Consider the following 25,802-nt stretch of genomic DNA (forward strand, 5'->3'; position numbering starts at 1 on the left):
AGCAAGAAAGGGTTATAAATGGTAAACAATACCATACTATGACCCTTTTTTACATGTATCTCGGTCGTACCCCTTTAATAATTTGATTATTAGTACTCCTTGCTATCTTGTGATAAAAACCTACTGCTTTCTGTTTGTTCCCATTTCCTTTTTTGTTACTTTTGTTAATTCAGTTGTTAATTTGTCAATTTGCTGCTGCATCTTTTCAAACTTTTCATCTAATTCTTTTTGATCTTGTTTTTCTTTTTCTGAATTAATGATTTCCTCATCTATAACTGTTATCGCTTCTATAGTTGCAATGCCTTCTTCAATAGTAGTAAGAATAGCAGTTATTAGGGCAAGTCTAAGGCTAGAACTTATTGGCGATTGATCACTTTGTTCTGACTTTGAATTGGTATTATTCATATAATTGCCCCCTTTATCTGACATTGTTAGAAAGGTTTACATTAAACCTATGCTTTAGGTTCTGTAGTAATACATTTCCTTTGAATATTACTTACCTTGAATAAAATAGAAAAATAAAGGAATTTCAATTAGCAATTAATTGCGTAGTTCGTAGAGATTGTAAATCATTATCTTCACACCAAGCTAGTGTTCTTCGGTAAATGGAAGTAATTGAAATACCTTTGTTGGACAAGAATATTTTTTTACTTGGTCTTGGATTGCTAGGTCAACTTTCACTTTGCTCTTATCAGTTCTTTTCATTCGAACCAGTCCTCTTAAACCTAGTTCTTGATATTTCTGAATCCAATAACGCAAAGTGCGAATTGAAATGTTTTCCTCAACGCTAATCTTTTCTAAATATTTTGGCTTTTGTAAATATGGATAGATAATTAAATATTTTCTGTGTGCTTCCTCTAGTTGTATTTCTGTACATTGAGTTAAAGAATTTATTTTTTGCATTGTCTTTTGTCACTCCCTTTTTTTGGATTCCTGTCCATTGTTTCATATTTTTTATTCAATGTCTATTTAGGGTAAACCTTAAACAACCACTTAAGCATTATTGTTAAGATTAGGTTTTAAGTGTATGATTAGGGTGTCTATTAAATAGATTTGTAAAAGGAGAAAATTACGAAATGAAAGTTGCTTATGCTAGAGTTTCTACTGAAGATCAAAATTTGGAACGGCAAATTGAAAACTTGAAAAGTTTTGGCGCAGAAAAAATATTTACAGAGAAGAAATCTGGTGCTGCAGTAAATAATCGAGAGCAATTCCAAAAAGCTCTTGATTTTGTTCGTGAAGGAGATTATTTCATGGTTGAAGCAATTGATCGACTAGGAAGGAACTACAATGAGATTATTGAAACGGTTACTACTTTAAAAAATAAAAATGCAGGTTTGATCGTGACGAGTATGCCTATCTTAGCTGAAGCTATTGGAAACCCCTTGTTGGACCGATTTATGAAAGATTTGATTGTTCAGATTTTGGCGATGGTTGCAGAAATGGAACGGACAGAAAGTAAACGTCGTCAAGCCCAAGGTATAAAAATTGCCAAAGAAAAAGGAGTTTACAAAGGGCGTCCGTTACTTTATTCACCTAATGCAAAGAATCCACAAAAGCGATTAGTCTATCAAGAAGTCGTAAGAATGTTGAAATCCGGAACCCCAATTAAGCAAATCGCAGAAAAAAATGCCATTACTCGATCAACTGTTTATAGGATTAAAAAGGAGCTCGCAGAATAGAAATCTACGGGTTCTTAAACTATTTAATAGTAGTAGCGTCAGGAAATGCGGATTTACAACATTAAGGAAATTCAAATATAAAAAAAGCCTAATTTCTCGGTGTTGTAAGTGAGAAATTAGGCTTTTTTTACTCATGAAAAGCGCCCGATTGCTGAATAACTTAACTTCTATACATAAACACCCCCAAATTTTTCTCCCTACAACAAACTATTTTTTTTGCCATTTATCTAATTTTGGATACATCTGTAACAAAGCAACCTATAAATGTTTACAATAATTAAAAGAAGGTGTTCAAGTTATGGATAATGAACTGAAAGCAACGTTTGGTTCTTGGGTCCAAGCGATTGGAACAACCCTTTCAGCTATCGGAGCTACACCTTCCAAAAATATTTCCGATACTCTGCTTGGAGATTTAAATCTATGGGGAAATGTATTACAAGCAACCGGAAATTCATTAGTAGCAGATAGTGAAAAAAACTTTACCCTTGAAAAGATAGGCAACGAAATTCAGGCAATAGGAAATTCAACGGTCATTGTAGGGATATTAATAAATTTTAGCGAAAAAACAAAAAAGGAATTAAACATAAAAGGAAATTTACTTCAAGCAGTTGGTGGTGGAGTATCTCTTGCTGATGCTCTAGGCCGTGAACCTACTGTAAAAGAGCTTTACAGCATATATGGAAACCTTCTACAAGCAATTGGTAATGCATTACAAGCACTTTCAGGTATCAACGAACTAAGGAACAGGGAGGGGCAAGAACTGAATGTGGTCGGAAGTTGGATCCAAGCCATCGGTTCCATCATTTCAGCTTTAGGCCAAAGTAAGTAATTTTGAATATATAGTTTACATTGTAATGGAAAAGCGTATTTAGCTTGGATAATAAAGGAGATAAAATATGGATATCGAATCTAGTTCTATCTCCTTTTTGGGTATTTATTACTTAAATAGTTACAGGAATTACTTTTGGTAAGCTAGCGGAATAACTTATATTTCGAGTTCACCTTACTTTGCCAAAGAACAAAATTTATTTTGACCATGTTTATTTTTTTAGATCTTTAAGGCAATACCTTTAACGGTCTCATCATTTCATTATCCTCGTGTTCAAGCATATGGCAATGCCATACATATCCAGGCCCAAGGCTAGGGTCGAATGGAAAGGGACTGCCATCCTGGGAAGTAAACCGAACTCTTATCGTTGTCACTTCTCCCGCATTCATTTGTATGGTATCCTTCCACCCTTTCTCATTGAGTGGAGGTGCAATAGGTTGACCTTGTAAATATGCGTCTATTGGTGGTGTCTTAGGCTTAACAAAATAAGGTGGGGTGCTAGGAGGCGTCGTTTGATTTAGTTGCATCCAGTCTTTCAAATAAGCGTCAGAATGGAATTTCTGGCGGCTAACGAGCAGGAACTGAACGAGATGAAGATGGATTGGATGGGTGTCATCGGTAAGGTTAACAACTTGCCAATCTTCTGTCGTTCCTGCCTGAGGCAGCTCAGAAACGGGATTACCCCACAGTTGGCCATCTAACGTAACTTTCAAGGGACCATTAGGACCCTCCAGTTCGAATAAAGTCAAAGTTCTCGTTTTTGTTGGCTTTAATTGAGGAATGCTGTTAAGAACAGGTGGCAATTTCTTTGGCGGTAAGACAGTTTCATTTATGACTGTAAATTGCATAATTTGACCAACAGTTTGTGGGTCTGCCGGTGTTCCATCAGGGAACGGGGCGTTAGCAGTATTCGTTAAAATAACGGTTGTACCAGGAGCTAAAGTAGAGAAATCAATAAGGATATCTGCTCGTTCTGCCGGTGAAATCAAAAGTGAGGAAAGTTCTACAGCTTGAGGTAAATAACCTCCATCGGTGCCAATCTGGATAAATTTCTGTTTATTGGAAAGCTGTAAACGATAAAAACGAGCATTTGAACCATTCAGAACACGAAAACGGTATTGTTGAGGTTTGACATTAAGGTTCGGCCACACCTTACCATTCACCATTATCGTGTTTCCAAAAACTCTGGTACCACATAAGGATGAATACTTGGGTTAGCCCCCATATGATCATAGAAAAGAGAACCATCAGTATTAAAAGATCGGTCCTGAATGTTGAGTGGAATCTCATTTTCTCTACTAGGAAGAAACGGGACAATGGGGTCATTCATATCACGGAGCAAATAGAACCCTGTAAGCCCGGCGTAATTATTCAATCGAGTCATTCCCATGGTATGGTCATGATACCAAAGAGCTGTAGGCTGTTGTACATTGGGGAATGTATAGGTATTAGTTATGAAAGCCATACCGGTCCTTCCATCTGCAGTAAACCAAGCATCAGGATAACCGTCAAAATAAGATGGATGCTCTCCTCCGTGCAAATGAGGGACAATAGGTACTGGTTGCTGTGCTAGGGGAAATCCTGGTGGAAATGATGGAAATGGTGGTAGAGGAACTGACATGGAATTTGGATTTGCCCAATCGAGTGTCGGATCAACCGGAAGAAAATGGGGACCAGTAATGTTGTTTATCCATTGAACATGTACAGGAATTCCTCGAATGGCTTCAAATGTGGAACCTGGAGCACTTTTATAGTAAACCGCTCTTCCCGTGTACGGGTCCTGTATCATACCACTGTAACCAAAAACTTTCGTGGTACCGAATCCAGGCGGTAAGATTTGCTGCTGGAATTCACTTGCTTCAATTTTATACGCATGCCCGATCACTTCACCAGATATTGGCTGTCTAAGAATAGTAGGCATATATACCGGTGGGATAACGAGTTGATTTACGAATTTAGGAATCCTTTTAGGATCTAAAGGTTGTACCATTTCATCCTCTCCTCTTCATATCACTACGGTATATGCAGGAAAGGAGCATTTCATGCGTATATTCATACTAGAATAATCTATTTACTTGAAAACGTTCCTCAACAATCTGGCCCTTTAATGGAATATCATAACTGTTGTTTTAACCACTTAATTTTAAGTTGAAGAACTTTATTTTAACTTATCAGCTATCATTTTAAGATAACTTTTTTATTACTTATAATGCAAAATAGCGATTAAAATTGGTGCAAAATAACGTCTAAAGTGACAATCATAGTTAAGAGCGTCTCATAAGACTTGTCTCAAAAACGAGGTGATATTTTGCGGAAAATCGGTTATATACGTGTTAGTTCGACCAGCCAAAATCCTTCAAGGCAATTTGAGCAGCTAAATGAAATTGGAATGGATATTATATACGAAGAAAAAGTTTCTGGAGCAACAAAGGATCGCGAGCAACTTCAAAAAATGTTAGAGGATCTACAGGAAGATGACATCATTTATGTTACAGACTTAACTCGAATTACTCGTAGCACACAAGACCTATTTGAATTAATCGATAACATACGGAAAAAAAAAGCAAGCTTAAAATCACTAAAAGATACATGGCTAGATTTATCAGATGATAATCCATACAGCCAATTCTTAATTACAGTAATGGCTGGTGTTAACCAATTAGAGCGAGATCTTATTCGTATGCGACAACGTGAAGGGATTGAGTTGGCTAAGAAAGAAGGAAAGTTTAAAGGTCGGTTAAAGAAATATCATAAAAATCACGCAGGAATGAATTATGCAGTTAAGCTATATAAAGAAGGAAATATGACTGTAAATCAAATTTGCGAAATTACAAATGTGTCTAGAGCTTCATTATATAGAAAGCTATCAGAAGAGAACAAATAGTCCTTCCTTACCCCATATTCCAGAAAAGGCCATATAGTTGAATAAATAACTTTTTGTCACGTGATTTTTGATTCCATCACGAGTGATTTCTTAAAAGTTAACAACTATTTTTTGAATGAGCTGCATTTTTCAACGAAAGGATGAGCTTCTAACCGTTAAAAGTAAACATATTCAGCTTGTGGTGCATATACTGGATTGGTCCTTTATATAGGGTAGTAAATAAGATATCTAATCCTTTATTCTTCAGAACATAAACTTTAAATTTAGGGGGAGATTAGTATTGCAAACTGCACAGCAAACAATGGTTAGTATTCCATTCCCATCAGTATGGGGTATCCATGCTGCTATAGCTGGTAAACCAATCGTTTGGGGCGTACTCAACATTAACTCTATTACAGATAACAGGGTAATTGGTACGGTTAATTTTCGTGGTACACCTATTCCTATTAGTGGATATTGGGATGAGAATACTAAACAGATAAGATTTGATTCACCTTATGCTATGTTCTCCGGTACATTAACTATCATTGATGATGCTACAATTAGAATTCGACATTTTATTTTAAATGGACGATTTATTATGAAACCTCCTTCTTTACAAGCAGGCGAATACGGAACATGGATTGCTACAACCGATAGAGCTCTTACCGGATATCCCGTAATTAGTGGTACCTTGCCCCCTGTTGGAGTCTTTTTAACATCAAATATACTTAGTCAGCTACAGCAGAATTATGTAAGATTTTAGGTTTAAATGGAATAAATGTAAAACGGACCTCCATTTTTGTTTTTCGATCCATTTCCAACGTTTAAATTCCTGTGACAAAATAAACTAATTACAAAATTATTTTGGGTGTCTCATAAGAAAAGGTATCTAAACAATTCCTTCGTATTCCAAACGTATACTCGCTACATAGTTTGGACATGTTAAGAGAAACAGAAGGAGGGATTCCAGTTGGAGTGGATTTTTTATCTATACCTGTTAAATATGTTCTTTATCTTATTCATAGCAATTTGGGAAGTACGTAGGCCTGCCAAGGCATTGAATTGGATAATAATCGTCCTTCTTTTGCCAGTCATTGGTTTCTTGCTTTATCTTAGCGTATCAAACCCTAAGTTTATTCATCGAAAAAGATTGAACTCTTCTAAAAATGAATCTAACAAATTACCTGAGACATTCGGTGATTCAGCATCGGTAATTGCCGATGCTTTACGGCATTTCACTGTGAATGGGCTTCGAATGGGCCAAGTCCAAGTGTTTAACAATGGAATAGCAAAATATGAACAACTCCTTGAATCCCTAAAAAAAGCCCAAAAAACAATTGATCTGGAATATTTCATATATCGGAATGACCAAATTGGTAATCGCATCACAGAACTGCTAATCGAAAAAGCAGTAAATGGAGTGCAGGTTCGTTTTATGAGAGATGGCTTGGGGAGTTATAAATTCCCGCGTGAAAAAATCACGCAGATGGTGGAAGCAGGGATAGAATGCAGGACAATATTTCCTTTACGATTTCCCTGGATTTTGTCCAATTGGAATTATCGGGATCATTGTAAGATGGCCATAATCGACGGAAAGATAGCTTTTAATGGTGGCATGAACGTAGGATATGAATATACAGGATTGAAGCCTGACGTTGGCTTCTGGCGGGATACTCATTTGCAAGTCATAGGAGAAGCATAAGTCGATTTGCTGACTGTCTTTGATGTTCATTGGGAAATCGCTGTGCCGGAACGGATAAAATCAAAAACAAATTTGAAAACAAAATCAAAGGTAACGAAAATCAACTCAATCGGCAGAGCAGATCATTCCAAATGGTCAGCCGAATTGGGATCAGAGTTGAGCACCCTTGATGATAAAGAAATGGACATATCCGCAAAAACTAGGACATTGCATAAAGCGTATATCCATACGTTGGAAGGAAACCCTGGAATTCCTACCCCAGTCATTCGGCAAGCTTACTTTATATGTATAACACAGGCGACCAAGACTATTGATTTAACAACACCCTATTTTGTACCAGAAACGGATATTATCATGGCATTAAAGACAGCAGTAGCTCGTGGTGTGCACGTAAGATTGCTGGTTCCTCGCCACATTGATCAAAAAAGCGTGGGCTATGCAAGTCGTACCTATTACGGGGAACTTATAGAAGCTGGGGTCCAAATCTACCAGTACAATAAAGGAATGTTACATGCGAAACTGATGATCATTGATGAGGAAATTGCAGAAGTAGGCGCAGCAAACTATGATATGAGAAGTTTTCGCCTGAATTATGAGGTGTGTCAAGTCGTGTACAGTGCTGATGTGGCAAGAGAACTCACAGAGCAGTTCGAGGGGGATCTTACTGATTCTGTACCATTAAGAATTGAAGACTTGTTGCAACGATCCCTGACCGAGCGCATTGTTGAACAAGGTGCTCGTCTGCTTTCTCCATTATTATAAGTTGATGTATCCTGTTTTTATTGTTCTATCTTAAATCTAGATTTAACTTTGTTTTTAATATATTTCTGACTTATTTGAAAAAAAGTCGAAAACCCGTGTATTATAAGAACTTCCAACATGGGTTTTTTCTTATTTACGATGGAAATTCATTACTAAAAAACGGTAATACTAAAAAGGCAGCTCAAAGAGTTTGAATTCAAAAATATCTGTTACCTTTTCATTTAAATATAGAGGTGATATCAATAGATAATATATTTGAAAATCTTAAGGAAATACGTTTATTAGAAGATAAGCTCTATCATTTAGAATTAAATGGTTGGCTAAAAAATGAGTTTTTAACTTGGGAATGGTGGATACTAGTCGTTTTTTTAGTTGTGCCTTGGGTTATATGGGCTAAACTTGTTAAACGAGACATTATTTTAGAAATTTTGTTATTTGGTACCATAATTATCATAACAACAACCTTATTAGATGTAGTTGGCTTACAATATAGGTTTTGGGATTATCCAATTGCATTCTACCTATTATTCCTAGGGCCTTTCCCTTTGATTTTTCAATGATACCTGTAGCTTACATGTTGTTATATCAATATTTTAGAACATGGAAAATTTTTATAATCGCACAAATCACTATGGTACTCACATACGCCTTTATTGGTGAACCTTTTTCCGAGTGGGTCGAACTTGTGTATTATTATGAGTGGAGATACAGTTATTCATTCATATATTACATCATGGTTGGAATTGTAACTCGAGCTTTAATACTAAAACTAGCCTCTTTATCTAAACCTCAAGATCTTACAACTAAGTAAAATTTAAATTGGAGGAAAAAACGTTGGAAGAAGTCAATATTGGTTTACTGACGATCAAAGTCATCGTTGGTTTTGCCACTTTATTTTTTATCATTATCATAACAGGCAGAACATCCATCTATCAGTTAACCCCGTTTCACTTAGTTTTTGTGTTAGTACTTGGAGATCTTTTAGGAAATACCATTTATGAAGATAAGGTAGGGATTTTTCATTTTTTATATGCCATCGGATTGTGGACGTTTCTTATGTTTGGAATAGAGTTTATGACTCTAAAAAATAAATCGACACGTTCTCTCTTATTAGGCAATCCTAACATCATCATTCGAGATGGTGTTATGGACAGGAAGTTACTTACAAAGAACAAATTGGATGTAAATCAAGTATTGAGTATACTCCGTCAAAATAATGTCTTTTCAGTTCGCGAAGTCAAATACGGTATATTGGAAGCTAATGGGCAAATAAGTTTATTATTAAAATCCAAGTATCAAAAACCAGACAAGCAAGATCTCAATCTTCCAGAAAGTCCAGTAGACCTCCCAACATCGTTAATTATAGATGGGGAAATTTTATGGGATAATTTACATGAACTCGGATTTGATCAACAGTGGTTAGATAACCAATTAACTACCAATGGATATGATAATGTAAAGCGTATACTTTACGCAGATTGGCGAGAGAGTGAAGGCATACATGTAAGTCCTAAATAAAATTTGTTAGGATAAGAGCACATCAATTTTCTTGGTGAATATAAACTTTAGTCTTCAACAATCAGGCGCTTTAATGAAGTAACTAAAGCCTAATTTTTCACTTATAACACCGAGAAATTAGACTTTTTATATTTTGATTTCCTTAACGTTGTAAATCCGCATTTTCCTGACGCTACCCCTAATAGAACCCTGAAAAGAATAACGAAAGATATAGAAATCGGACAAGTATTTAAAATAGAAAAGGTTAATGGGGATTGGGTCGCATTCACGAAAGACAAAAAAGATGGTCAGAGAAAATGAATTATGGTTTAATAAATTACTAATAGGAGTAGTATTTATGAATGACGTTTGGGACGTATCAATGCTAAAAGGTGTAGCGGATGTGTGAGGTTACCAAATAAACGCAACAAGCGCTACAGAAGCTGTCTTGGTCGCTGAACAATCCTTTTTAGGTAAGGTCATAAGGGAGGCTTTAGCGGAGTACGCTTAAGACTAGATGAAGACAATGAATATAAACTCGTTATAAATGTGATGGTACAATAGACAACAAGGCGGACTGAATAAGGTCTGTTTTTTTTGTTTATCAAAGGGTTGTACGAATATACAACCCTTTTTTTTATATTGTCACCTGTAAATCACAATGAATTAATGATACTTGAATTTTTCCAAGCATGTCCCGCATTGTTTTCTCTTCTTGATTTCTTCTGCAGATAAATAGATGTTGTTTGAATCGATTTGTGCCCCAATGCAATTTTAATTTGATCCAAACTCGCCCCTTGATCAGAACTAATTTGTGCAAAAGCATGTCTTAGTGTATGTGGTGTAATTGGATTTTTCCTTGTTTTGATGAAAGGTAAATCCGCTTCATTAATTTTTTTTGTTAAATAATTAGATAAATACTTATAATTGTATGGTTTCCCTTTGTTCGTCATAAAAATATACGAATTATCACTACCATCTAATATAAAATCTAACCGTCTTGTTCGTCGAAATTTCCGTATTTCTTCTATTATATATGGATGTAAGAGTACCTCTCTTTCATGTCTCCCTTTTCCTAATACATATAACCAGTAATCTCCATCCACATAAGAAATATCCGATATTTTACTATGACATAATTCGTTTATTCTAAGCCCTGTTGTAATTAAGGTTGCTAGTAAACCATGAACAATGGGATGGTCTTTATAATAGTCCAATATCTGCACTACCTCATTTTTTCCTAAATCCCTATCTGGCCGATCAATATCCCGCACATTACTACTCAACATTTTTTCATGCAGCGGAACTTCTATATACTTTGTTTTATACAAAAAAGAAAGAAATCCTTTAAGAACTACCATTTTACGACTCAGTGTAGAAACTGCGTATGGCTTCTTCCCCTTCCCTAACGGAGCTGCAGCTAACCACTCTTGAAATTTTCTAATATGTACATGATTGAGTAGTTTAAATACCTGATAGGGATTTTGCTGTGCATTTAAATCTAATCCAATGGAAAAAGCATTTTCTATTATCTGTTTATACATGATAAGTAAATCTCTGCTGTACTCTTTGATGGTGTTCTCCATTTTATTCTTTCGTATATCCATATCTTTCTTTTGGTGTAAAAATAAATACATCATTTCCAAGTCATTTATTTCCTTATTGTTAGATACGTCCTCCATAATGATTAACTCGTCAGGTAAATTTTGAAATAGCGATGGATCTGTTAAAGTTTTTGAAAACGATGCGATGGACGACTGACTTCCAGTAAATTCTAACGAATTTTTGTTCGAATGGAATGAAATTTCCTTTTCTAGCATTTTTTCACCTCTTTTAGCATTTTTTGAAAACAAAGTGATTATATGGTTATATGTGACTCGTTATTAATTTAATTTAGGTATATTTAATATCTACTTCTATATTAGTAGAAAAATACTTTATTTGTCTACTATATATACATATAAATAAAATTAATATTTAAAATACATTTTAATATAAAATAGTAGGTATTATATTTTTTTATATAAAATAGATATTAAACCTTTGTTTAATATTAAGATACATATTATAATCTTATTAATGATAAAAGGAAGAGGTGGATTTTTTGATTAGCGAAAGTTTATACCGAGCATTAGATGAAAGTACTTTTTTTGTAAGTAAATATGAAGTGCAAGTGAAAACTTATTTCTTACAAAAATCCAAATATGGTCTTAGAGTGCAAGTTAGTAGATTTGTAGATAAAAGAGGAAGTTTGAGTCGAGAAAAAGATACAGTGGAGATTAAATTATTGATAGGGGGAGGAGGGGTAGTTATTGATAAAACTTTTAAAAGTATTACATTAGAAAAACCAACAAGAAAAAAGGTAGAAGAATGTATAACAGATTTTTTAGAGAATGCTAGTGAGTATTGTAAACAAAGCAAGAATTAATACATAAATTAGAATTATTCCCCAATTGAATATTGACTATAGTAAATGGTAACATATAAATAGATTATAATATTGAGTTAATATTAAATGATATGTATACACTATTTTAATAATGATTAGTTGGGGAGAATAAAATGGGCCAAGAAGATAAGAAAAAGCAAATTACTACAAAACAGGCTGCAGAATTATTAGGTGTTGCTGAGAATACAGTTTTATCATATTCCAGACAAGGCATATTAACTGCAGTGAATGAAAAAAGTTGGCAAATTGACAATACGAAGTACTTTTATATAGATGATGTAGAAGAGGTAAAAGACAAATTAAAAAAGCCAGGACTTAGCACTGGTGAAGTTGCTGCACAATTAGGTGTATCTACTGTAACGGTATTTAACTATATAAAGGATGGTAAACTTACTGCAGAGAAAGAAGTTTATAGAGGTAGGGAATTATATTTTATTAAACAAACGGAGCTTGAACGTTTTCAAAAAAATTATAAAAATATGAGAAGTAGAAATAATAAAGAGTTTTATTCCAAACCAAATAAACATGGTTGGTTTCAATTGTTTATTCATGAAAGAAGTGAAGAACATGGAAGATTGATGGTTGGGGAAGATGAAGATTACTTTTTATTAACTGCTAGTGGAAATAAGATTCCATATACGAAAATTGAGCAATATGGTTTTAAACCGGTTTATTTAATTGAAAGAGGTTCTATAATTTCCAAAAGGAAATTTGCTAAGTTTGTGTTCCCTTATGAATATAAGGTTAAAACTAATATATACTCTTTCATAGATAAATGTTATGAATATATCACTCCAACAAATATGAAGATGAACATAAATAAACAAACAATCGAGTTAGAAATTAAACCATATTGTTTTCCGTACGATACTTTAGATGAAGAAACGATTAAAACTATTAAGAAGTATATGGTGGAAGGTTCTATAATCTCAACGGTTAAAGGAATTTATATAGATTCTGAATATGAGTTGCTATCTATAGAAATACCTACCCAGGTTAAGGATTCTTTGAAACAGATTGCTTCTGAGGGGAATTTTACTTTAGAAGAGTTGGTTTCTGAAATTCTTTTAGAGTATGTTAACGAAAAACACTAAACTTTTTTATCTGAATAAACTCGTTTTATAGGAAAAAGTAATTTAGACTTTCTGCTAAAATGCAAAAGGATAAGGTGGGTATTAAGCATAGAGCGGAGAGGTTAATTAATAAAATTATTGAAATCTAACATTGAAATTAGAAATTGTCGTATCTTTCGCTATTAATACACTTAAAAAACGAAGGTTTAGAGAAGGAGATTGCATGATAAACACGGTAAGAAATGTTGTAGATGAATATATATTAAAAAGAGATAATATTGGTCCTATTGATCCAGAGAGGGAAGAAATTATTAATCAATATTTTCGAAATAGGAAAGGAGAAGAAATCGCAGAGCATTTAATAAATGCTACTGTTAGTGAAACTGGCGGTTTGACAGCTTTATCGGGATTTTATTATCAATTTTTAGTTACAATTGAATATATTGTAGAGATGTTAGAGGATAAATGGGATTTTGTTATTATGGAATACCATGATGATATTGTAGTAGGTAAAGGCAATAAAGTTCGCTTTGTACAAGTAAAAACTAGTCAGAAAATCAAACTGGAAGTCACGGAGTCTCCTGCTTCAAGTTTATATAGAAGGAGCAATAAAGAAATAAACAAGAAACAATTTCTTCAAGCTAATTCCTGGGTAGATAAATTGTTATTAAATGCAACTCTAACTAAAAAATCTGAAGAATACGAAACAGAATTTCAATTATATTCAAGTTATCATTTTATTCGTACCAAAAATTATAATTTTGATCATTATACAGATAATAAGTTATTTAATAAAGAGGTTTCTTCAGATGATGGTTTGCTCAAAGTATTATCGGAGAAAGTGTTTGACGATAAAGGAACAGAGTTTACTTATTTAAGTTTATGTGGAGAAAGTATAGAGTCACTACTAAAACGTTTTTATTTACATACGGGATCATCTTTGCAAGAAATAGATAAGTTTCAAGATTATTTATGTATGAAACTTAATAGAATTATTTTTAGTGGGTATGGGGAAAATGTATCTATTGCCGTTTCAGATTTAAATTTTATTATAGGGTATTTATTTGAAGAATGTACTGATAAAACTAATATAGAACGATTAATTATTACAAAGGAAAAGATCGTTAATTTATTAGATATCGTTAGAAAGAAAGCACTGTCCCAAGCCAGTTTAATAGTAAACCAGCATGAAGGCATTACTATTATTAATAGAGTTATAGATGAATTATTAAATAGCGTTAAAGACTTTAGAAATTCAGAAATCGTTAATAGTTTAATTTATGAATATAAGAAGTATTTAGAGTGTTGGATATTAAATGAGGGTGGAGATATAAAAAAATTATTTGAACGTCTATTTGATGGCACTAATAAAACCTCAATTTATTCAAGATTAAGCACTAATATGAAAGAAAATAGTTTATTGGAGTTATTTACTCTAATAATAATGCTCACAGTGAGTAAAAATAAAAAGACAAGATTCGATGGAAACGAATCATTGGTAGCGAAAAAATTTGAAGATATAGATGAAATTTTTGCATTTTTAAGATTAGAAGTTGCAAAAAAGAAACCCGAAGTTATTGAAAGATTAAACGGTATTATAAAAAATGCAAGTTTAAAAGAGCAGCTTTATCTAATGGGAATAGATTTAAATATCATTATACAAAATTATAATGATAGAAAGTTTGACAAAATTGAACCTCTCAAGATATACGTTAAGGAATCAATAGATATTGAAGAGTTGGAAGATAACCAAAAACTAAATGAGGTTCCAATCATAGCTAAATTATTACCCGGAAATATTATGAAAGCTGATTTTTATGATGCTTTGGAAGAAGATGATATAGAAAAGTATTTAGTGGAAAGGTTAGAAGAGTTAGAGGAGGGTGTTCTTTGAATAATTTTAATTTAGTACATAATAGACTAATTCAAAAGAATTTTAAAGCATTAGAAAATGAAGAAGTGGAGAAGCTAGGCTTTTCCCTATATGGAAATGAAACAATTAGAGTTTTTCTTAAGCGATTACACATGGAATTAGAACATGAAAATATAAATATCTATTCCAATCAAATAAGAATACTGCTATTAGAGCAAAGTGAAAATATTTATAATAGTTATTTTATCCTTTGTACAGATGAAGAAATAAACTATGAACAGTTTTTCATGATAGAACGTAATAATATAGCGTTAAGAAAGTATGTTGTTAGGGATGAAAATGATTTAAATCGAATTCCATTTTTGGATAATACAGTCGATAAAAAAGGAGGTAATTCAGAAAATTTAAGGGAAACTGAATATAATGAGGAAGTGAAAGTGTTATTTTCTCTTTTAAAACAATATGATAGTGAAAATATTAAATTGAAAGATTATCAAGTTGGGGAAATAGTAAATACTTTAATGCAAGGGATGGAAATTGATTATGAACATTCAAAAGTTGATAATAAAGAATTTTAAAAACTATATGGGAGAGGTCGTATTTGATTTATCCAAGGAAGTTATACTTCTATACGGTGCCAATGGATTTGGTAAAAGTTCTTTCTTTGATGCTATTGAATGGTGTTTAACAGGAAAAATAAATAGATTTGATGGTTCAGAAAATGAGCTGAAATACGATATTGTTAATAAAAGAATTCATATTGAAGAGAGCTTTGAAGTAGCAGTTACTTTAGAATTCGATGGGAATACTTTAATTAGATACTTTAATGTAACAAATGGTAACGTTGGAAATTTGCAAGTGAGAATTATATCAAAAGATGACAATGTTCATATTGGTCAAGAACAAATAGAAAATTTCTTAAAAATGCACACTGCGAATTCTATTACATATGAACGAGGGGGTTTTAGTCAATTATTAAAGCAAGCTTATATTCTATCTCAAGATCAAGTGACAGATTTTATTACAAGTGAAGATTCGAAAGAACGGTATAAAGCTTTAGCTAATATAATGGGTTTAAAATCAATGCTTCTCGAATTTGATAATTTTAAAAGAGTATTAAAAGGTTTAGAAAAAAATAAAGATAATTTATCTGACCAAATTAGTGAGTTAGATAAGGCTATAATAAACAAGAAAGAAACAATGCACTATTTTGAAAGAGAGAAATTAGACGAATTATCGAGTACGTATGGAATTTTATTATCGGATGGCAATACAAAAATCAATGTGGAAAATGAAATAGCTAAAAGACTAAATACTAAAAACCATTTAGAGAAATACATAGAATTTTACAGTAAAATAGAAGATGGGCAAAGAAATAGTAGCCTTAATGAATTGAAGAATCTTTTGAATGATTATGAATCTAGAGAAGAACTTCTTTTAGGTAAAAAGAAAAAAGCAGAACTTCTATTAGAACGTTTAAGCGATAAAATACTGAGTTTGTCAAATTTAGAAGAGAATTTAGAAAAAGTTAACGGATTAAAAGGTGAACTTAATGGTCTACAGATTTTATTGAAAGAGTTAAATGTTGAAGAAAGTAATATCGATGAATTAAATGAAAAGCTTGAATTACTAAGAAGTGAGCAATTAAAGATAGAATACAATTTAGCAGCTGTAAAATTTAAAAGTATAAATATTCCTCTGATTGAAAATGCAAAAAAATCTATTGATTTTATAATGGAAAAATTAGAACGATTAAGTAGTCGATTTCAAAAAAATAATAGTGTATCGGAGAAAATAGAGAGAATTATTGAGGAGAATAAAGATCAAGTTCTAGCTAAATTAATATCAGGCATTAGAGATGTTCAAGTATACACGAATAAATATGATTTAAATTATTGTCCTGTTTGTTCTTCACAAACAAATAATTTAAATAGTGATATAGCTCAAAATTTAAATGATTATTTGAATCAACTTAATGATGAAAGTAGTTATTATGAGAAATCTATAAGCTTATCAAAACATCTTGAAAATAGAAAGAAGAAATTAAAAGAAGAAATTAGAAGGCTAAAAAGAAATCAAGAGGAAAATGAAACTAAAATAAAAAACTTTGATAATGAAATAGCTAATTATAAATCATCAGATTTATTTGATGAAATGTTATTTTCAGAAAAACAATCTATTCTAGAAGAGCATTTAGCAAAAAATTCACTAGAAATAAATCAAAGAAAAGAAGCAATTGAAGTAATTTTAAAAATAGAAAAAGTATCAAGTGATATATCAGGTTATGAAAAAACCTCTAAAGTTACTAATAAAATAAAGTCTGCTAAAGACCTGAAAAAAAGTGTTGATAAGAATACTGCGAGAAAATATTTTGTGAATGCGAAATATAAAAATAATATTTCTTTACTTAAAGAAATAAAGAATAATATTTCAAGCGTAAATTTAATTATTCTCAATCTACAAAGTTTATTGAATGAGAATCAATATAATCAAAGGTTTATAGAAATATTTGATTTTGCTTTAGAATCAATACAAAAAATTGACATTGAGATTGATGAAATAAATTTTATTAAAGATTTGTTAGTGAAACAGGAAATTAATAATAATGTTCTAAAACAAATCTCTAATATCCAAAAAAATAAAAATGATTTAAACTCTAAAATGGGCAAATTGAATTCTTATATAGGTTTATTAGAAAAATATAAGCAAGAAAAACGAAGTTTGATAGGAGATGGGATTTCGGATTTTCTTAATCGAGGCAATTCTACCGTGCAAAGATATTTTAGATATTTAGATCCGATTCCAAGTGATTGTGATTTAGTATTTGAAGGAAGCGAAGAGCAAATAAATATAAAAGTAGCGTATAATAAAGAATTACGTGATAAGCCTGGTGGAAAAAGTAATGCTAAAAATATTTTAAGTTCAGGGCAATTAAATGTATTAGCCATATCTATATTTTTAGCAATTAATAAAGAACAACAAATACATTCACTAAATTTTGTAGGTATAGATGATCCAATCCAAAATATGGATGATATTAATCAATACACTATGTGTGACGTTTTAAATAATATAGAAAAGCAACTCATAGTTTCTACACATGATTTTAATTTCTTAAAATTATTTATAAAGAAAAATGAGCATAGAAAAAATGATATAATTATCTATAATTTAAAAAGTCCTTACATTAGTTCTGACAAATTAGAAATGATTAAATTTGATTCTCATAGATCAATTTGAACAAACTTTTTGTTTATTGCAAAATAAAAGTGCAGAGCTTTGCATAGGTAAAATGCAGGGTCCTGCACTTTATTTTATAAGTGCATAAAAAAAGACTTGCCCGTCACCCCAAGTCCCTCTACTGTAATGGTGTCGAATCATTTACAAGTGGAGGAATATGAAAGGATGCTAGCAATGTCTGGTACTCATTGTATCAAAAACTTGAGAAACAACAAGGGTTTATCTATATCTAAGATCTAAAAAACACTTGGTATTAACTGGAGAACAGCTAAGAAGTATGGGGATAATGAACAATTGCCTCAATCTAAAATAAAGCAGAAGAAAGGAATGATGACTGAAGGTAACTGGGTCGAGATGGTTTCCGATTGCCTCTTTGAGGACAGTAAGTTAAAGAAAAAGTCACGTCATACGAAGAAAGCAATTTTTGAAGAACTTCAAAGTCATAGATTTCAAGGTTCTTACAGAACTGTTTGCTATTTTGTATCTGATTGGGAAAATAGCCATAATGATCACCAAGATAAAGGCCATGATCGTTTAGAACACCCTCCTAGTGAAGCACAGGTAGATTTCGGAATAATGGAAGCAGTAAAAGACGGAGAATTCGTTGATATACATGCCCTTGTGATGTCTTACCCATGCAGCAATGCAGCTTTCGTTGTACCATTACCATCAGAAAACCAAGAGTGTTTTCTTCAAGGGCTTAAATTGCTGTTTCACCAAGCAAAAGGCGTTCCTAAGAATATAAGAATTGATAATTTAACGCCTGCCGTAAAGAAGATAAGGTCAAAGTTTGAAGCTACAAAGGAACAACTAGATAAGATAATAAAAGAGTTCTGTGTAAACTCCCACCAATATAAGAAATTAAGTGGTAAATAATCAGTAATTATTGCTTTTTTCAAAATAATCAACTAGAATTTATATATACATTTTTTTGTAATTTTTATTTTTAGCTATCTTTATGATAAGCATATTCTAATAGACACGAAGCCTTTGGGCCTTTGATTTTTACTTAACAATATTTTTGTTAGGTTAATAAAAGGACCAAAGGCTTTTTTGTGTTTATCACAGAAAGGAGCGGCATGTAATTAATGAAGGGGAAATATTTAGGAAAAGCAGATAGTGCTAACTTAGTTCCTGGAATGAGTTATTACTTATTTGAAAATGGTAAGGATTATTTTTATGTTTCTCGTTTTAACAATAAGAAGGCTCATTTTGGTTGCTACGAAAAAACACCTTTTGAAATTAATGAGGAAACAAGGGAGAAAAGTGAGGTTACATTTAAAGTAAGCAGTTCAGGACAGATTTCATTTTTCTAAAAGAGATCAGTTGGCATTTATCATTGGTTTTTAAATAAAAAGGGAGGCAAAAGAATGGAAACTTTAATAAATACTGTAGAACAGGTGAACTTTAAAGTTGAAACTTCATGTTTTAAAACTTATGAATTTTCCACGCATAATGGATTATATGTTGAAGAGGCACAATCGGAGTTTAGTTCATTTCGTTTAATGATCTATAAAAATGAAGAAGCGGCTATATTTGTTGCAAATGAGTTTGATTATGATATTAGCGAAGAGGTTTCTTATTTATTTGATATCGAAAAGATTAAAAATATTTGTGAAAACCAAAAGGATGTACCAGATTTCTCTGATGATTACTATAAAGAAAATTAAAAATTCTGATATTTTTTTGAAATCATATTAGTAATAATTGGTACAGGTTAAATGGAGGAACTGAGATGTATTACGATCGTGAAATACATATAAGAGTGGAAAGAGAGAGAAAAAGAATAATCGAATTCCTAAAAGAAAAGGGGATCACACGAAATAAAGATGATGAAAAAATAGATGATTTAACACTTTTGTCATTAACTTTAATGGAAAATGAATTACTAGCAGATATAAATACCAAAAAAGTATCTATATAGGAGGATTATTTAATGATTAGTTATACTGAAGAAGAAAAAGAAGTTGTGACTAAATTAGTTATGGAGTTAGCAAGAATAGATAATAAGAAAAGAAGAAAAGATTTAGTTTGGTGGTATTCCATGGCCAGTGGAATCAATAATAATGAAAAAACTAAGAAAATCATGGAGGATATAGAAGCAATTTAGCTTTGCCTTTTCTGAAAGGAGAGTTTAGTTTTTTTTGGGTTGAATTTTTCTATTTTTATCCTTATTATAAATATATAGGAAATTAGAAGAGTGAATATAATATATTGAGAAATGGGAGCACCCCAATTACTAAGTAAAGTCTTAGTATATTGGAGTGCTCTCTTTTTTGGAAATGAGGGGTTTAGATGAAAAAGATTATTTCCACTTTATTTATTTTATTTTTATTAAGTGGATGTTCAACAGATAGCCTAGTTACTTACCAGTCTAAAGAGAACTACAAGACTGATAATCAGGTAGAAAAGGAGATTTCGTTTAAGAAGTACTTTAATGATGTCAATCGTTCTAGTGAAAAGGCAGCTGATATTAAAACAGAAAAACACAAAGCTATAGTAAAAAAAGTGATAGATGCTGACACTTTAGTTTTGGAAGCAGATAAGTATACCGCTTTGAGGTTAATCGGAATAAATGGACCTGAAATTACAAAAGGGAAGAATGAGCCATTTGGACAAGAAGGTAAGGAATATCTGGCTAACCTTATAGAAGGAAAGGAAATTACCTATCAATTGGATCCTAATGCTGATGAAAAGGATAAGTACGGAAGAATTTTGGCGCATGTCTTTTTAGATCAAATTAGTATTCAGTCATATTTATTAAAAGAGGGATATGTTAAATTAGCTTACTTATTTGATGAATATGAATTTATTGATGTCTATAAGGATGCAGAAAATATAGCAAAAGAAAAACAATTAAATATTTGGAGCATCCCTGGTTATGCAGATACTGACTTAAATGGTTTTGTTAAGTAATACAAAGATATTCTAAAACAATAAAATTGGAGGAATACTCATGTATAAACTAAGAGATCAAATAGAGCGGGTAAGAGAAGAAATGTTAAAAATTGCATTCTCAGAGGGATTTAATTCTCCCGAAGCAATAAAGAAGAGTAAAGAGTTAGATGAATTAATACTAAGATATCAGCAAATGAACCAAAATGAATCGGTAGAAGTTAGAATTTGTTAAGAGGGTAAGAATAGTTTAGGAGGGGACATAATGATAGATTGGAGAGAAGAAGACGTTAATAGATTCTTTAGCTATCATAAAACAATTACTTATTATGGTGATGAAATACCTAAGTATCTGGTTCTAGAAAATCCAGATGGGGACGGTTGGATAATTGGTATGTTTTATCCATTTATAGGAGGAGAGTACGTTCCATTAGAAGAAGCGGGAGACGTACGACTATTATTTTCTACATTAAAGTCAGCAAAAAATTATGTGGATTTTAATTTATGGTGAGAAGTGATCAAATAATAAAAATTCTTAGACTTGAAAATTTATATCTAGTAAAAAGGGATAGGTTTACTATCTCTTTTTAAATTGTGTAGTGTTATAAGAAAGAAAATCGTATAATAAATGTATAACCATTTTTTCTTTTTTCTTTTTTGGCAATCCTATTTAGGATTAGCGTCTTAACTAATAAACACGCAGCCTTTGGGCTAATAGGCATAATACATGTAACGCATGTATTTATTGTCTATTGCCTCAAAGGCTTTTTTGTGTTTGCGCAAATTTTTCAAGAGAGGTGAATAGGCATGTTAAATAAAATAATTTTGGCTGGTTGTATTGGATTTGGTATGGGAGTTTTAACTCACGCAAAGAGGTATGGGACAATAAAAAAACCGAGGAATAATAAACTTACATTCTATCCGGGTTTCTTATTGGATGGTTGTTTTGGAGCTGTTGGAGCTATTGTTACGATTTTATTCAGTGATCCAAATGGAACGGAACGAGTAATTTTAACATCAATCTTAGGTGGATATGTAGGTGAAAATGCAATTATTAAAGTTGAAGAATCACTTCAATCAAAGAAGGAAAGCAGAATAGAGGAAATAAACAGAAAGATAAATCAGGATCTGTAGTGTTTATTTTTTCAACATGATTTCGATATGTTATAATATTTATAACAATAATCGTAGTATAGTGCAGAAGAGCATAGAATATAGTCGAGGTAAGATAGACGAGAGGAGAGAAATCATGAAACTGAATGATATCCTAACGGAAGAAGAAAAAAAACAAGTTAATGATTTAATGGTAGAGTTAGACGATTGTATTACTGAACGCCAAATGGATAAGATAACTAAGGCTATAGAAGAGATTTTTAATGAAGCTAAAAAAAGATATTATGAATCAATAGGTTCAAATAAAGAGCAAGCCGCTTCATTACAGGAAGATAGAAGGATATTTCATAGAAGATCCCCTAAGCGATTAAGAAAAGTATCATCTTACTGAACAGAGAAGAGATTAATAATCTCTTCTTTTTGTTTTGTTTTTGATAAGTACATAAGCACGATTCTTATGAAAATAAGAAAATAAAAGTGCTTATAGGATAAAGGAACATTAAATTAATGAAAATTAATAACAACTAGACTTTTCGTTATATGGTTGCTATAATTTACCTATATAAATAACGAAGAGGGAATCCCCCTAGATGAAGACATATAAACTGTATGTCTTATTCTAGGGGGATTTTTTTGTTGAAAGGAGAAAAAACGTCATGGAAAGAGAGAAAAAACTGAAAGAAGGCACATACTGTACGAATGTTTTATTAAGATGGTTAACAACAGATTTATTATTAACTAATAAAAGGTTTAAAGGGTATGATCGTAATACCGTTTTAGGTTTAATGCCTATAGGAAAAAATGAAGTTACTATGTCCTTAAAGAACATAGCTAGTGTTTCAACATCAACAAAATTTCATCTAAAGAGATTTTTGTTTGGTCTGTTTTTTACATTCATATTAGGACTTCCTTCTTTTGTTAATGGTGATTTTTTCATAGGATTAGTCCTTATTCTTATCGGTATTGTTCCCTTGTTTAACAGTTATACTTGTTCGTTAAATGTATCGAATAATGGAGGGGTAGCTTTACCTATTGAGATTTCTATACTGGAAAGAGGGAATTTACAAGAATTTGCAAATGCGATTAATGACACAATTGCTGAAGTAGAATAGGGGGCTTAGAAACAAATGTCTCTATCTTCAGAATTAGTTAAAAACGACTTTATTCAATTTCCTACAGATTATACAGATATGGTAATTAGATATGAATTAAGTAAATATGAATATATTGAAATACCCTTTATTAAAAAAAAAATTGAGAGTAAAGAATTAGCAGAATTAATTATAGAAAAAAGTAGTAGAGAAGAGAAAAAAACGCTTGTTGAGATGATAAACCGTATTCAAAAAAGAAATAGCTCGACAAAAGGGTATTTGGGGATCCTAGCAGTAGCTTTATCTACCAAAGAGTAATGTTTGAGAAAGTAATCACTTGATTTAACAAAGGTTTGATAGAGAGTGAGAAGTAAATGTGTATAGGAAAAGTACTTTTTGGTCTGAATATGGGCATTGTGCTAGCATTACCTCAATTAATCCTAATTTTAATTGATTATTTAAAGTGTTAATACATGAATATGTTGAACAAATTGAAAATTCAAATGGGATAACCCCAAGATTCATAGAGAGACATTCATTTCTATGTATTCTTGGGGTTATTTTTTGGGGAGGGTTAAAATGAGTAGTAAAATTAAAAGTATCACTTTTCTTTCTGCTATTGGGTTATCCATAGGGTTGATAAATGGACCAATCCATGTTGATGCAAATGAGAGTGAAAAAGAAATAACAACGATTGATTCGATTGATGAATATAATAAAAATTTGAAAGAACAAATTGTAAAGATGGATAAGGCTATAAATATAACCCAAAATGAATTAGTTTTAAAAAAAAGGCAACTAAATCATTTAAAAACAGCAATAGACTTAAATAAAAAGCAGGTAAAAAAAGTTAAAGATGAACTGGCCGCGAAAGAACATGAATATCAGGAAAAAAAGAAAAGTTCGGTGAATGATCTACCCTTTCTTTCGGATAATTTGGCCGGGATAAATGAAGATATTATTATAAAGAAGCACGTAAAGAACTTTAATTTCGTAGAAGATTTGAACAGAGATTTTACGTATTTAATGGAAAAACAAACATTACTTAATGAATTTAGCGATTTGAATGAACAATTGCAACAACAACAGGAAGCTTCCAGTAAATTAATAGATGCATTGAATGAAAAAGAGGATACTTATAAAGTAGAAAAAGAAAAATTAGAATTAAAAAGCAAAACTTTATCAAAGGATAAAGAGATGATTGAAGCCGCTATTACTAATGAAAATGCCAGGGTAAATGGAGAACGATTTGAAAGTGATTTTTACCAAAAAAGCATTACATCATCTAAAGAGGTACCAGAAGAATATATGCTATATTATCTTTATGGTGAACAGACATATAACATACCATGGTATTACTTAGCGGCTATACATGCTGTAGAAACCTCCTTTTCCACTCATGTTACCATGGAATCCAGTGTTGGAGCCATAGGACCTATGCAATTTATGCCTTCTTCATGGGTAGGATATAAGTACGATATTGGTGGAGGATTAGTAGCTGAAGATATAGACATCACCGATTTAGAAACCATAAAAAGAGGAAACGGGTTTGGAATTGATGCTAATAATGATGGAAAAGCAGACCCATGGAATCCAGCGGACAGCATTGCAAGCGCAGCGTATTACTTAGCCTCTCATGGATTTGAAAATAACAAAGAGAAGGCAATATGGGCCTATAACCATGCAGATTGGTATGTTGATAAAGTTATAAAGTTAGCAGAGAGCTTTAAGTTCCAAAAGGACATATCTATAATCGATCTAAATATTAATAAAAGTAGTGGGATTGATGTTACAACAGTAGGATATAAGTGGATAAATAATTCTTATTACGTATTTGGAGGAGGAAGGAGCAAAGAGGATATAAGTAGAGGGTATTTTGATTGTTCTAGCTTTGTTCATTGGGCATTTGAACAAGTTGGAGTAACCTTAGGCAATAGAAGCGGAGTGACAACAGACACTCTTAAAGAAATGGGGAATGCGGTTAATTATGAAGCTGCTAAACCAGGAGATCTCGTATTCTTTGATACTTATAAAAAAGATGGGCATGTTGGGATTTATTTAGGAGAAGGGAAATTCATCGGCGCCCAAAGCTCTACCGGAGTTGCAATTGAAGATATGGAAATAGGATATTGGAGTCAAAAGTTTAATGGAAGAGTTAAAAGGATTACCCATTAATGACATGCTGGAGGAATGGGAAATGGATGATAAAAATCAGAGCGAAAATAGACGATGTGATTATCTTTTTGAGAGCAAACCAAGAGGTGACAGGAGTAGTAACCTTAGTTAAGGAAAATTCAGTTATTGTTCAGTTATCTTCTTATGATACAAATTTTCTTCAATATGAAAGTAATTTAACAGTGGTTAATCATAAGAATTACACTGTACTAGCAAATTAATCTATATAACTGCTGAACCTAAAGTCTTTCTAAAAAGGAAACTTTAGGTTCTTTTGGTAGTTTTGATATAAAAAAGAAAAATTTAAAAGAAGAAGGTGATGATTTGATATCAGTCATAATGTTTTAAAGAAAGTTGGAGTCTCTTTTACTAAGAAACACCTTACATAGTTATTAAAAGAGAATCCTCCCTTGCAAATCTAAAATCTCTGCTATTGAAATCTCTGCTAGGATGACATTTAAAGGGATGAAACCTGCTACTAATGCTGTTCAACTTGTAGCGAAGAAACATATGAAATGCTAACATAGAAAATAGCTATGAGTATAGAATTTTTTG

Annotated in this window: 29 protein-coding genes and 1 pseudogene; 25 read left to right on the top strand and 5 right to left on the bottom strand. The window is 31.9% G+C overall.

Translation table 11 applies throughout. From position 1 onward, the window contains the following. Positions 1 to 120: 120 nt before the first annotated feature. Both NYE52_RS23825 and NYE52_RS23830 read right to left on the bottom strand, forming a co-directional pair. A complete protein-coding gene (locus NYE52_RS23825) occupies positions 121 to 405 on the bottom strand; it encodes a hypothetical protein (RefSeq protein WP_031538328.1) in 285 nt (94 codons plus the stop codon). A 183-nt stretch (positions 406 to 588) separates the two neighbouring features. After that, entirely contained in the window at positions 589 to 903 is a 315-nt protein-coding gene (locus NYE52_RS23830; RefSeq protein ID WP_031538327.1) for a helix-turn-helix domain-containing protein, read from the bottom strand. A gap of 173 nt (positions 904 to 1,076) precedes the next feature. On the opposite strand from NYE52_RS23830, the gene NYE52_RS23835 reads away from it, so the two are divergent. Together NYE52_RS23835 and NYE52_RS23840 are read left to right on the top strand one after the other, a co-directional pair. After that, a complete protein-coding gene (locus NYE52_RS23835; RefSeq protein ID WP_031538326.1) occupies positions 1,077 to 1,682 on the top strand; it encodes a recombinase family protein in 606 nt (201 codons plus the stop codon). 298 nt (positions 1,683 to 1,980) lie between these two features. Continuing rightward, the gene (locus NYE52_RS23840; protein ID WP_031538325.1) at positions 1,981 to 2,511 is read left to right on the top strand and encodes a DUF6944 family repetitive protein; all 531 of its coding nucleotides are present in this window, start codon (positions 1,981 to 1,983) and stop codon (positions 2,509 to 2,511) included. A gap of 227 nt (positions 2,512 to 2,738) precedes the next feature. Here NYE52_RS23840 and NYE52_RS23845 read toward each other — a convergent pair whose 3' ends face one another. Together NYE52_RS23845 and NYE52_RS23850 are read right to left on the bottom strand one after the other, a co-directional pair. Further along, the gene (locus NYE52_RS23845; RefSeq protein ID WP_201781406.1) at positions 2,739 to 3,662 is read right to left on the bottom strand and encodes a multicopper oxidase family protein; all 924 of its coding nucleotides are present in this window, start codon (positions 3,660 to 3,662) and stop codon (positions 2,739 to 2,741) included. Between the two features lie 14 nt (positions 3,663 to 3,676). After that, positions 3,677 to 4,501 (bottom strand): hypothetical protein, encoded by an 825-nt coding sequence (locus NYE52_RS23850; protein WP_201781405.1) that lies wholly within the window; start codon positions 4,499 to 4,501, stop codon positions 3,677 to 3,679. 318 nt (positions 4,502 to 4,819) lie between these two features. Between NYE52_RS23850 and NYE52_RS23855 the strand changes: the two genes are divergently transcribed. The 4 genes and pseudogenes from NYE52_RS23855 (at position 4,820) to NYE52_RS23870 (ending at position 9,359) form a co-directional block, all read left to right on the top strand. Next, a complete protein-coding gene (locus NYE52_RS23855) occupies positions 4,820 to 5,395 on the top strand; it encodes a recombinase family protein (protein WP_026677826.1) in 576 nt (191 codons plus the stop codon). 280 nt (positions 5,396 to 5,675) lie between these two features. Beyond that, positions 5,676 to 6,140: a hypothetical protein gene (locus tag NYE52_RS23860; RefSeq protein ID WP_109768765.1), complete on the top strand. Its 465-nt coding sequence runs from the start codon at positions 5,676 to 5,678 to the stop codon at positions 6,138 to 6,140. A gap of 207 nt (positions 6,141 to 6,347) precedes the next feature. Next, positions 6,348 to 7,841 (top strand): annotated as a pseudogene (locus NYE52_RS23865) (phospholipase D-like domain-containing protein). Between the two features lie 834 nt (positions 7,842 to 8,675). Continuing rightward, positions 8,676 to 9,359, top strand: coding sequence for a DUF421 domain-containing protein (locus NYE52_RS23870; protein ID WP_047945101.1), 684 nt, complete (start codon positions 8,676 to 8,678; stop codon positions 9,357 to 9,359). Between the two features lie 635 nt (positions 9,360 to 9,994). Here the strand turns inward: NYE52_RS23870 and NYE52_RS23875 are convergent. Continuing rightward, the gene (locus tag NYE52_RS23875; protein ID WP_047944793.1) at positions 9,995 to 11,158 is read right to left on the bottom strand and encodes a tyrosine-type recombinase/integrase; all 1,164 of its coding nucleotides are present in this window, start codon (positions 11,156 to 11,158) and stop codon (positions 9,995 to 9,997) included. A gap of 284 nt (positions 11,159 to 11,442) precedes the next feature. Here NYE52_RS23875 and NYE52_RS23880 point away from each other — a divergent pair, with 284 nt between their 5' ends. The 19 genes from NYE52_RS23880 (at position 11,443) to NYE52_RS23970 (ending at position 25,468) form a co-directional block, all read left to right on the top strand. Then, positions 11,443 to 11,766 carry a hypothetical protein gene (locus NYE52_RS23880; RefSeq protein WP_144545643.1) on the top strand — a complete coding sequence of 108 codons (324 nt, stop codon included), beginning with the start codon at positions 11,443 to 11,445 and terminating at the stop codon, positions 11,764 to 11,766. A gap of 134 nt (positions 11,767 to 11,900) precedes the next feature. Continuing rightward, positions 11,901 to 12,881, top strand: a complete 981-nt coding sequence (locus NYE52_RS23885) for a helix-turn-helix domain-containing protein (protein WP_152112334.1) — start codon at positions 11,901 to 11,903, stop codon at positions 12,879 to 12,881. 202 nt (positions 12,882 to 13,083) lie between these two features. Next, positions 13,084 to 14,754, top strand: a complete 1,671-nt coding sequence (locus tag NYE52_RS23890) for a dsDNA nuclease domain-containing protein (protein ID WP_152112335.1) — start codon at positions 13,084 to 13,086, stop codon at positions 14,752 to 14,754. Then, positions 14,751 to 15,311 carry an ABC-three component system middle component 1 gene (locus NYE52_RS23895; RefSeq protein WP_152112336.1) on the top strand — a complete coding sequence of 187 codons (561 nt, stop codon included), beginning with the start codon at positions 14,751 to 14,753 and terminating at the stop codon, positions 15,309 to 15,311. Before NYE52_RS23890 ends, NYE52_RS23895 begins: the two co-directional genes overlap by 4 nt. Then, the gene (locus NYE52_RS23900) at positions 15,277 to 17,973 is read left to right on the top strand and encodes an AAA family ATPase (protein ID WP_152112337.1); all 2,697 of its coding nucleotides are present in this window, start codon (positions 15,277 to 15,279) and stop codon (positions 17,971 to 17,973) included. Before NYE52_RS23895 ends, NYE52_RS23900 begins: the two co-directional genes overlap by 35 nt. 294 nt (positions 17,974 to 18,267) lie before the next feature. Further along, positions 18,268 to 18,849 (top strand): hypothetical protein, encoded by a 582-nt coding sequence (locus NYE52_RS23905; RefSeq protein WP_226793373.1) that lies wholly within the window; start codon positions 18,268 to 18,270, stop codon positions 18,847 to 18,849. A gap of 212 nt (positions 18,850 to 19,061) precedes the next feature. Further along, positions 19,062 to 19,289: a hypothetical protein gene (locus NYE52_RS23910; protein WP_047944800.1), complete on the top strand. Its 228-nt coding sequence runs from the start codon at positions 19,062 to 19,064 to the stop codon at positions 19,287 to 19,289. Between the two features lie 54 nt (positions 19,290 to 19,343). Then, a complete protein-coding gene (locus NYE52_RS23915; RefSeq protein ID WP_144545654.1) occupies positions 19,344 to 19,643 on the top strand; it encodes a hypothetical protein in 300 nt (99 codons plus the stop codon). A 65-nt stretch (positions 19,644 to 19,708) separates the two neighbouring features. Beyond that, complete coding sequence (locus NYE52_RS23920; RefSeq protein ID WP_047944802.1) at positions 19,709 to 19,897, top strand: hypothetical protein; 189 nt, start codon at positions 19,709 to 19,711, stop codon at positions 19,895 to 19,897. Between the two features lie 12 nt (positions 19,898 to 19,909). Beyond that, a complete protein-coding gene (locus tag NYE52_RS23925) occupies positions 19,910 to 20,083 on the top strand; it encodes a hypothetical protein (protein WP_186325669.1) in 174 nt (57 codons plus the stop codon). Positions 20,084 to 20,268: 185 nt separating this feature from the next. Beyond that, the gene (locus NYE52_RS23930; RefSeq protein ID WP_144545656.1) at positions 20,269 to 20,889 is read left to right on the top strand and encodes a thermonuclease family protein; all 621 of its coding nucleotides are present in this window, start codon (positions 20,269 to 20,271) and stop codon (positions 20,887 to 20,889) included. A gap of 40 nt (positions 20,890 to 20,929) precedes the next feature. Beyond that, a complete protein-coding gene (locus tag NYE52_RS23935) occupies positions 20,930 to 21,103 on the top strand; it encodes an aspartyl-phosphate phosphatase Spo0E family protein (protein WP_016204211.1) in 174 nt (57 codons plus the stop codon). Positions 21,104 to 21,133: 30 nt separating this feature from the next. Beyond that, positions 21,134 to 21,379: a hypothetical protein gene (locus NYE52_RS23940; RefSeq protein ID WP_144545658.1), complete on the top strand. Its 246-nt coding sequence runs from the start codon at positions 21,134 to 21,136 to the stop codon at positions 21,377 to 21,379. 296 nt (positions 21,380 to 21,675) lie between these two features. Next, a complete protein-coding gene (locus NYE52_RS23945) occupies positions 21,676 to 22,002 on the top strand; it encodes a DUF4257 domain-containing protein (protein ID WP_016204213.1) in 327 nt (108 codons plus the stop codon). Between the two features lie 115 nt (positions 22,003 to 22,117). Beyond that, complete coding sequence (locus tag NYE52_RS23950; protein WP_016204214.1) at positions 22,118 to 22,372, top strand: hypothetical protein; 255 nt, start codon at positions 22,118 to 22,120, stop codon at positions 22,370 to 22,372. Between the two features lie 265 nt (positions 22,373 to 22,637). After that, positions 22,638 to 23,093 (top strand): hypothetical protein, encoded by a 456-nt coding sequence (locus NYE52_RS23955; protein WP_152112338.1) that lies wholly within the window; start codon positions 22,638 to 22,640, stop codon positions 23,091 to 23,093. A 15-nt stretch (positions 23,094 to 23,108) separates the two neighbouring features. Then, positions 23,109 to 23,390: a hypothetical protein gene (locus NYE52_RS23960; RefSeq protein WP_144545662.1), complete on the top strand. Its 282-nt coding sequence runs from the start codon at positions 23,109 to 23,111 to the stop codon at positions 23,388 to 23,390. 261 nt (positions 23,391 to 23,651) lie between these two features. After that, on the top strand, positions 23,652 to 25,247 hold the full coding sequence (locus NYE52_RS23965; protein ID WP_193224516.1) for an NlpC/P60 family protein: 1,596 nt from the start codon (positions 23,652 to 23,654) through the stop codon (positions 25,245 to 25,247). 26 nt (positions 25,248 to 25,273) lie between these two features. Then, complete coding sequence (locus tag NYE52_RS23970) at positions 25,274 to 25,468, top strand: DUF2187 family protein (protein ID WP_047944806.1); 195 nt, start codon at positions 25,274 to 25,276, stop codon at positions 25,466 to 25,468. The last annotated feature ends 334 nt before the right edge of the window (positions 25,469 to 25,802 follow it).

The organism is Niallia sp. FSL W8-0635 (assembly GCF_038007965.1).
Taxonomy (GTDB): Bacteria; Bacillota; Bacilli; order Bacillales; family Cytobacillaceae; genus Niallia.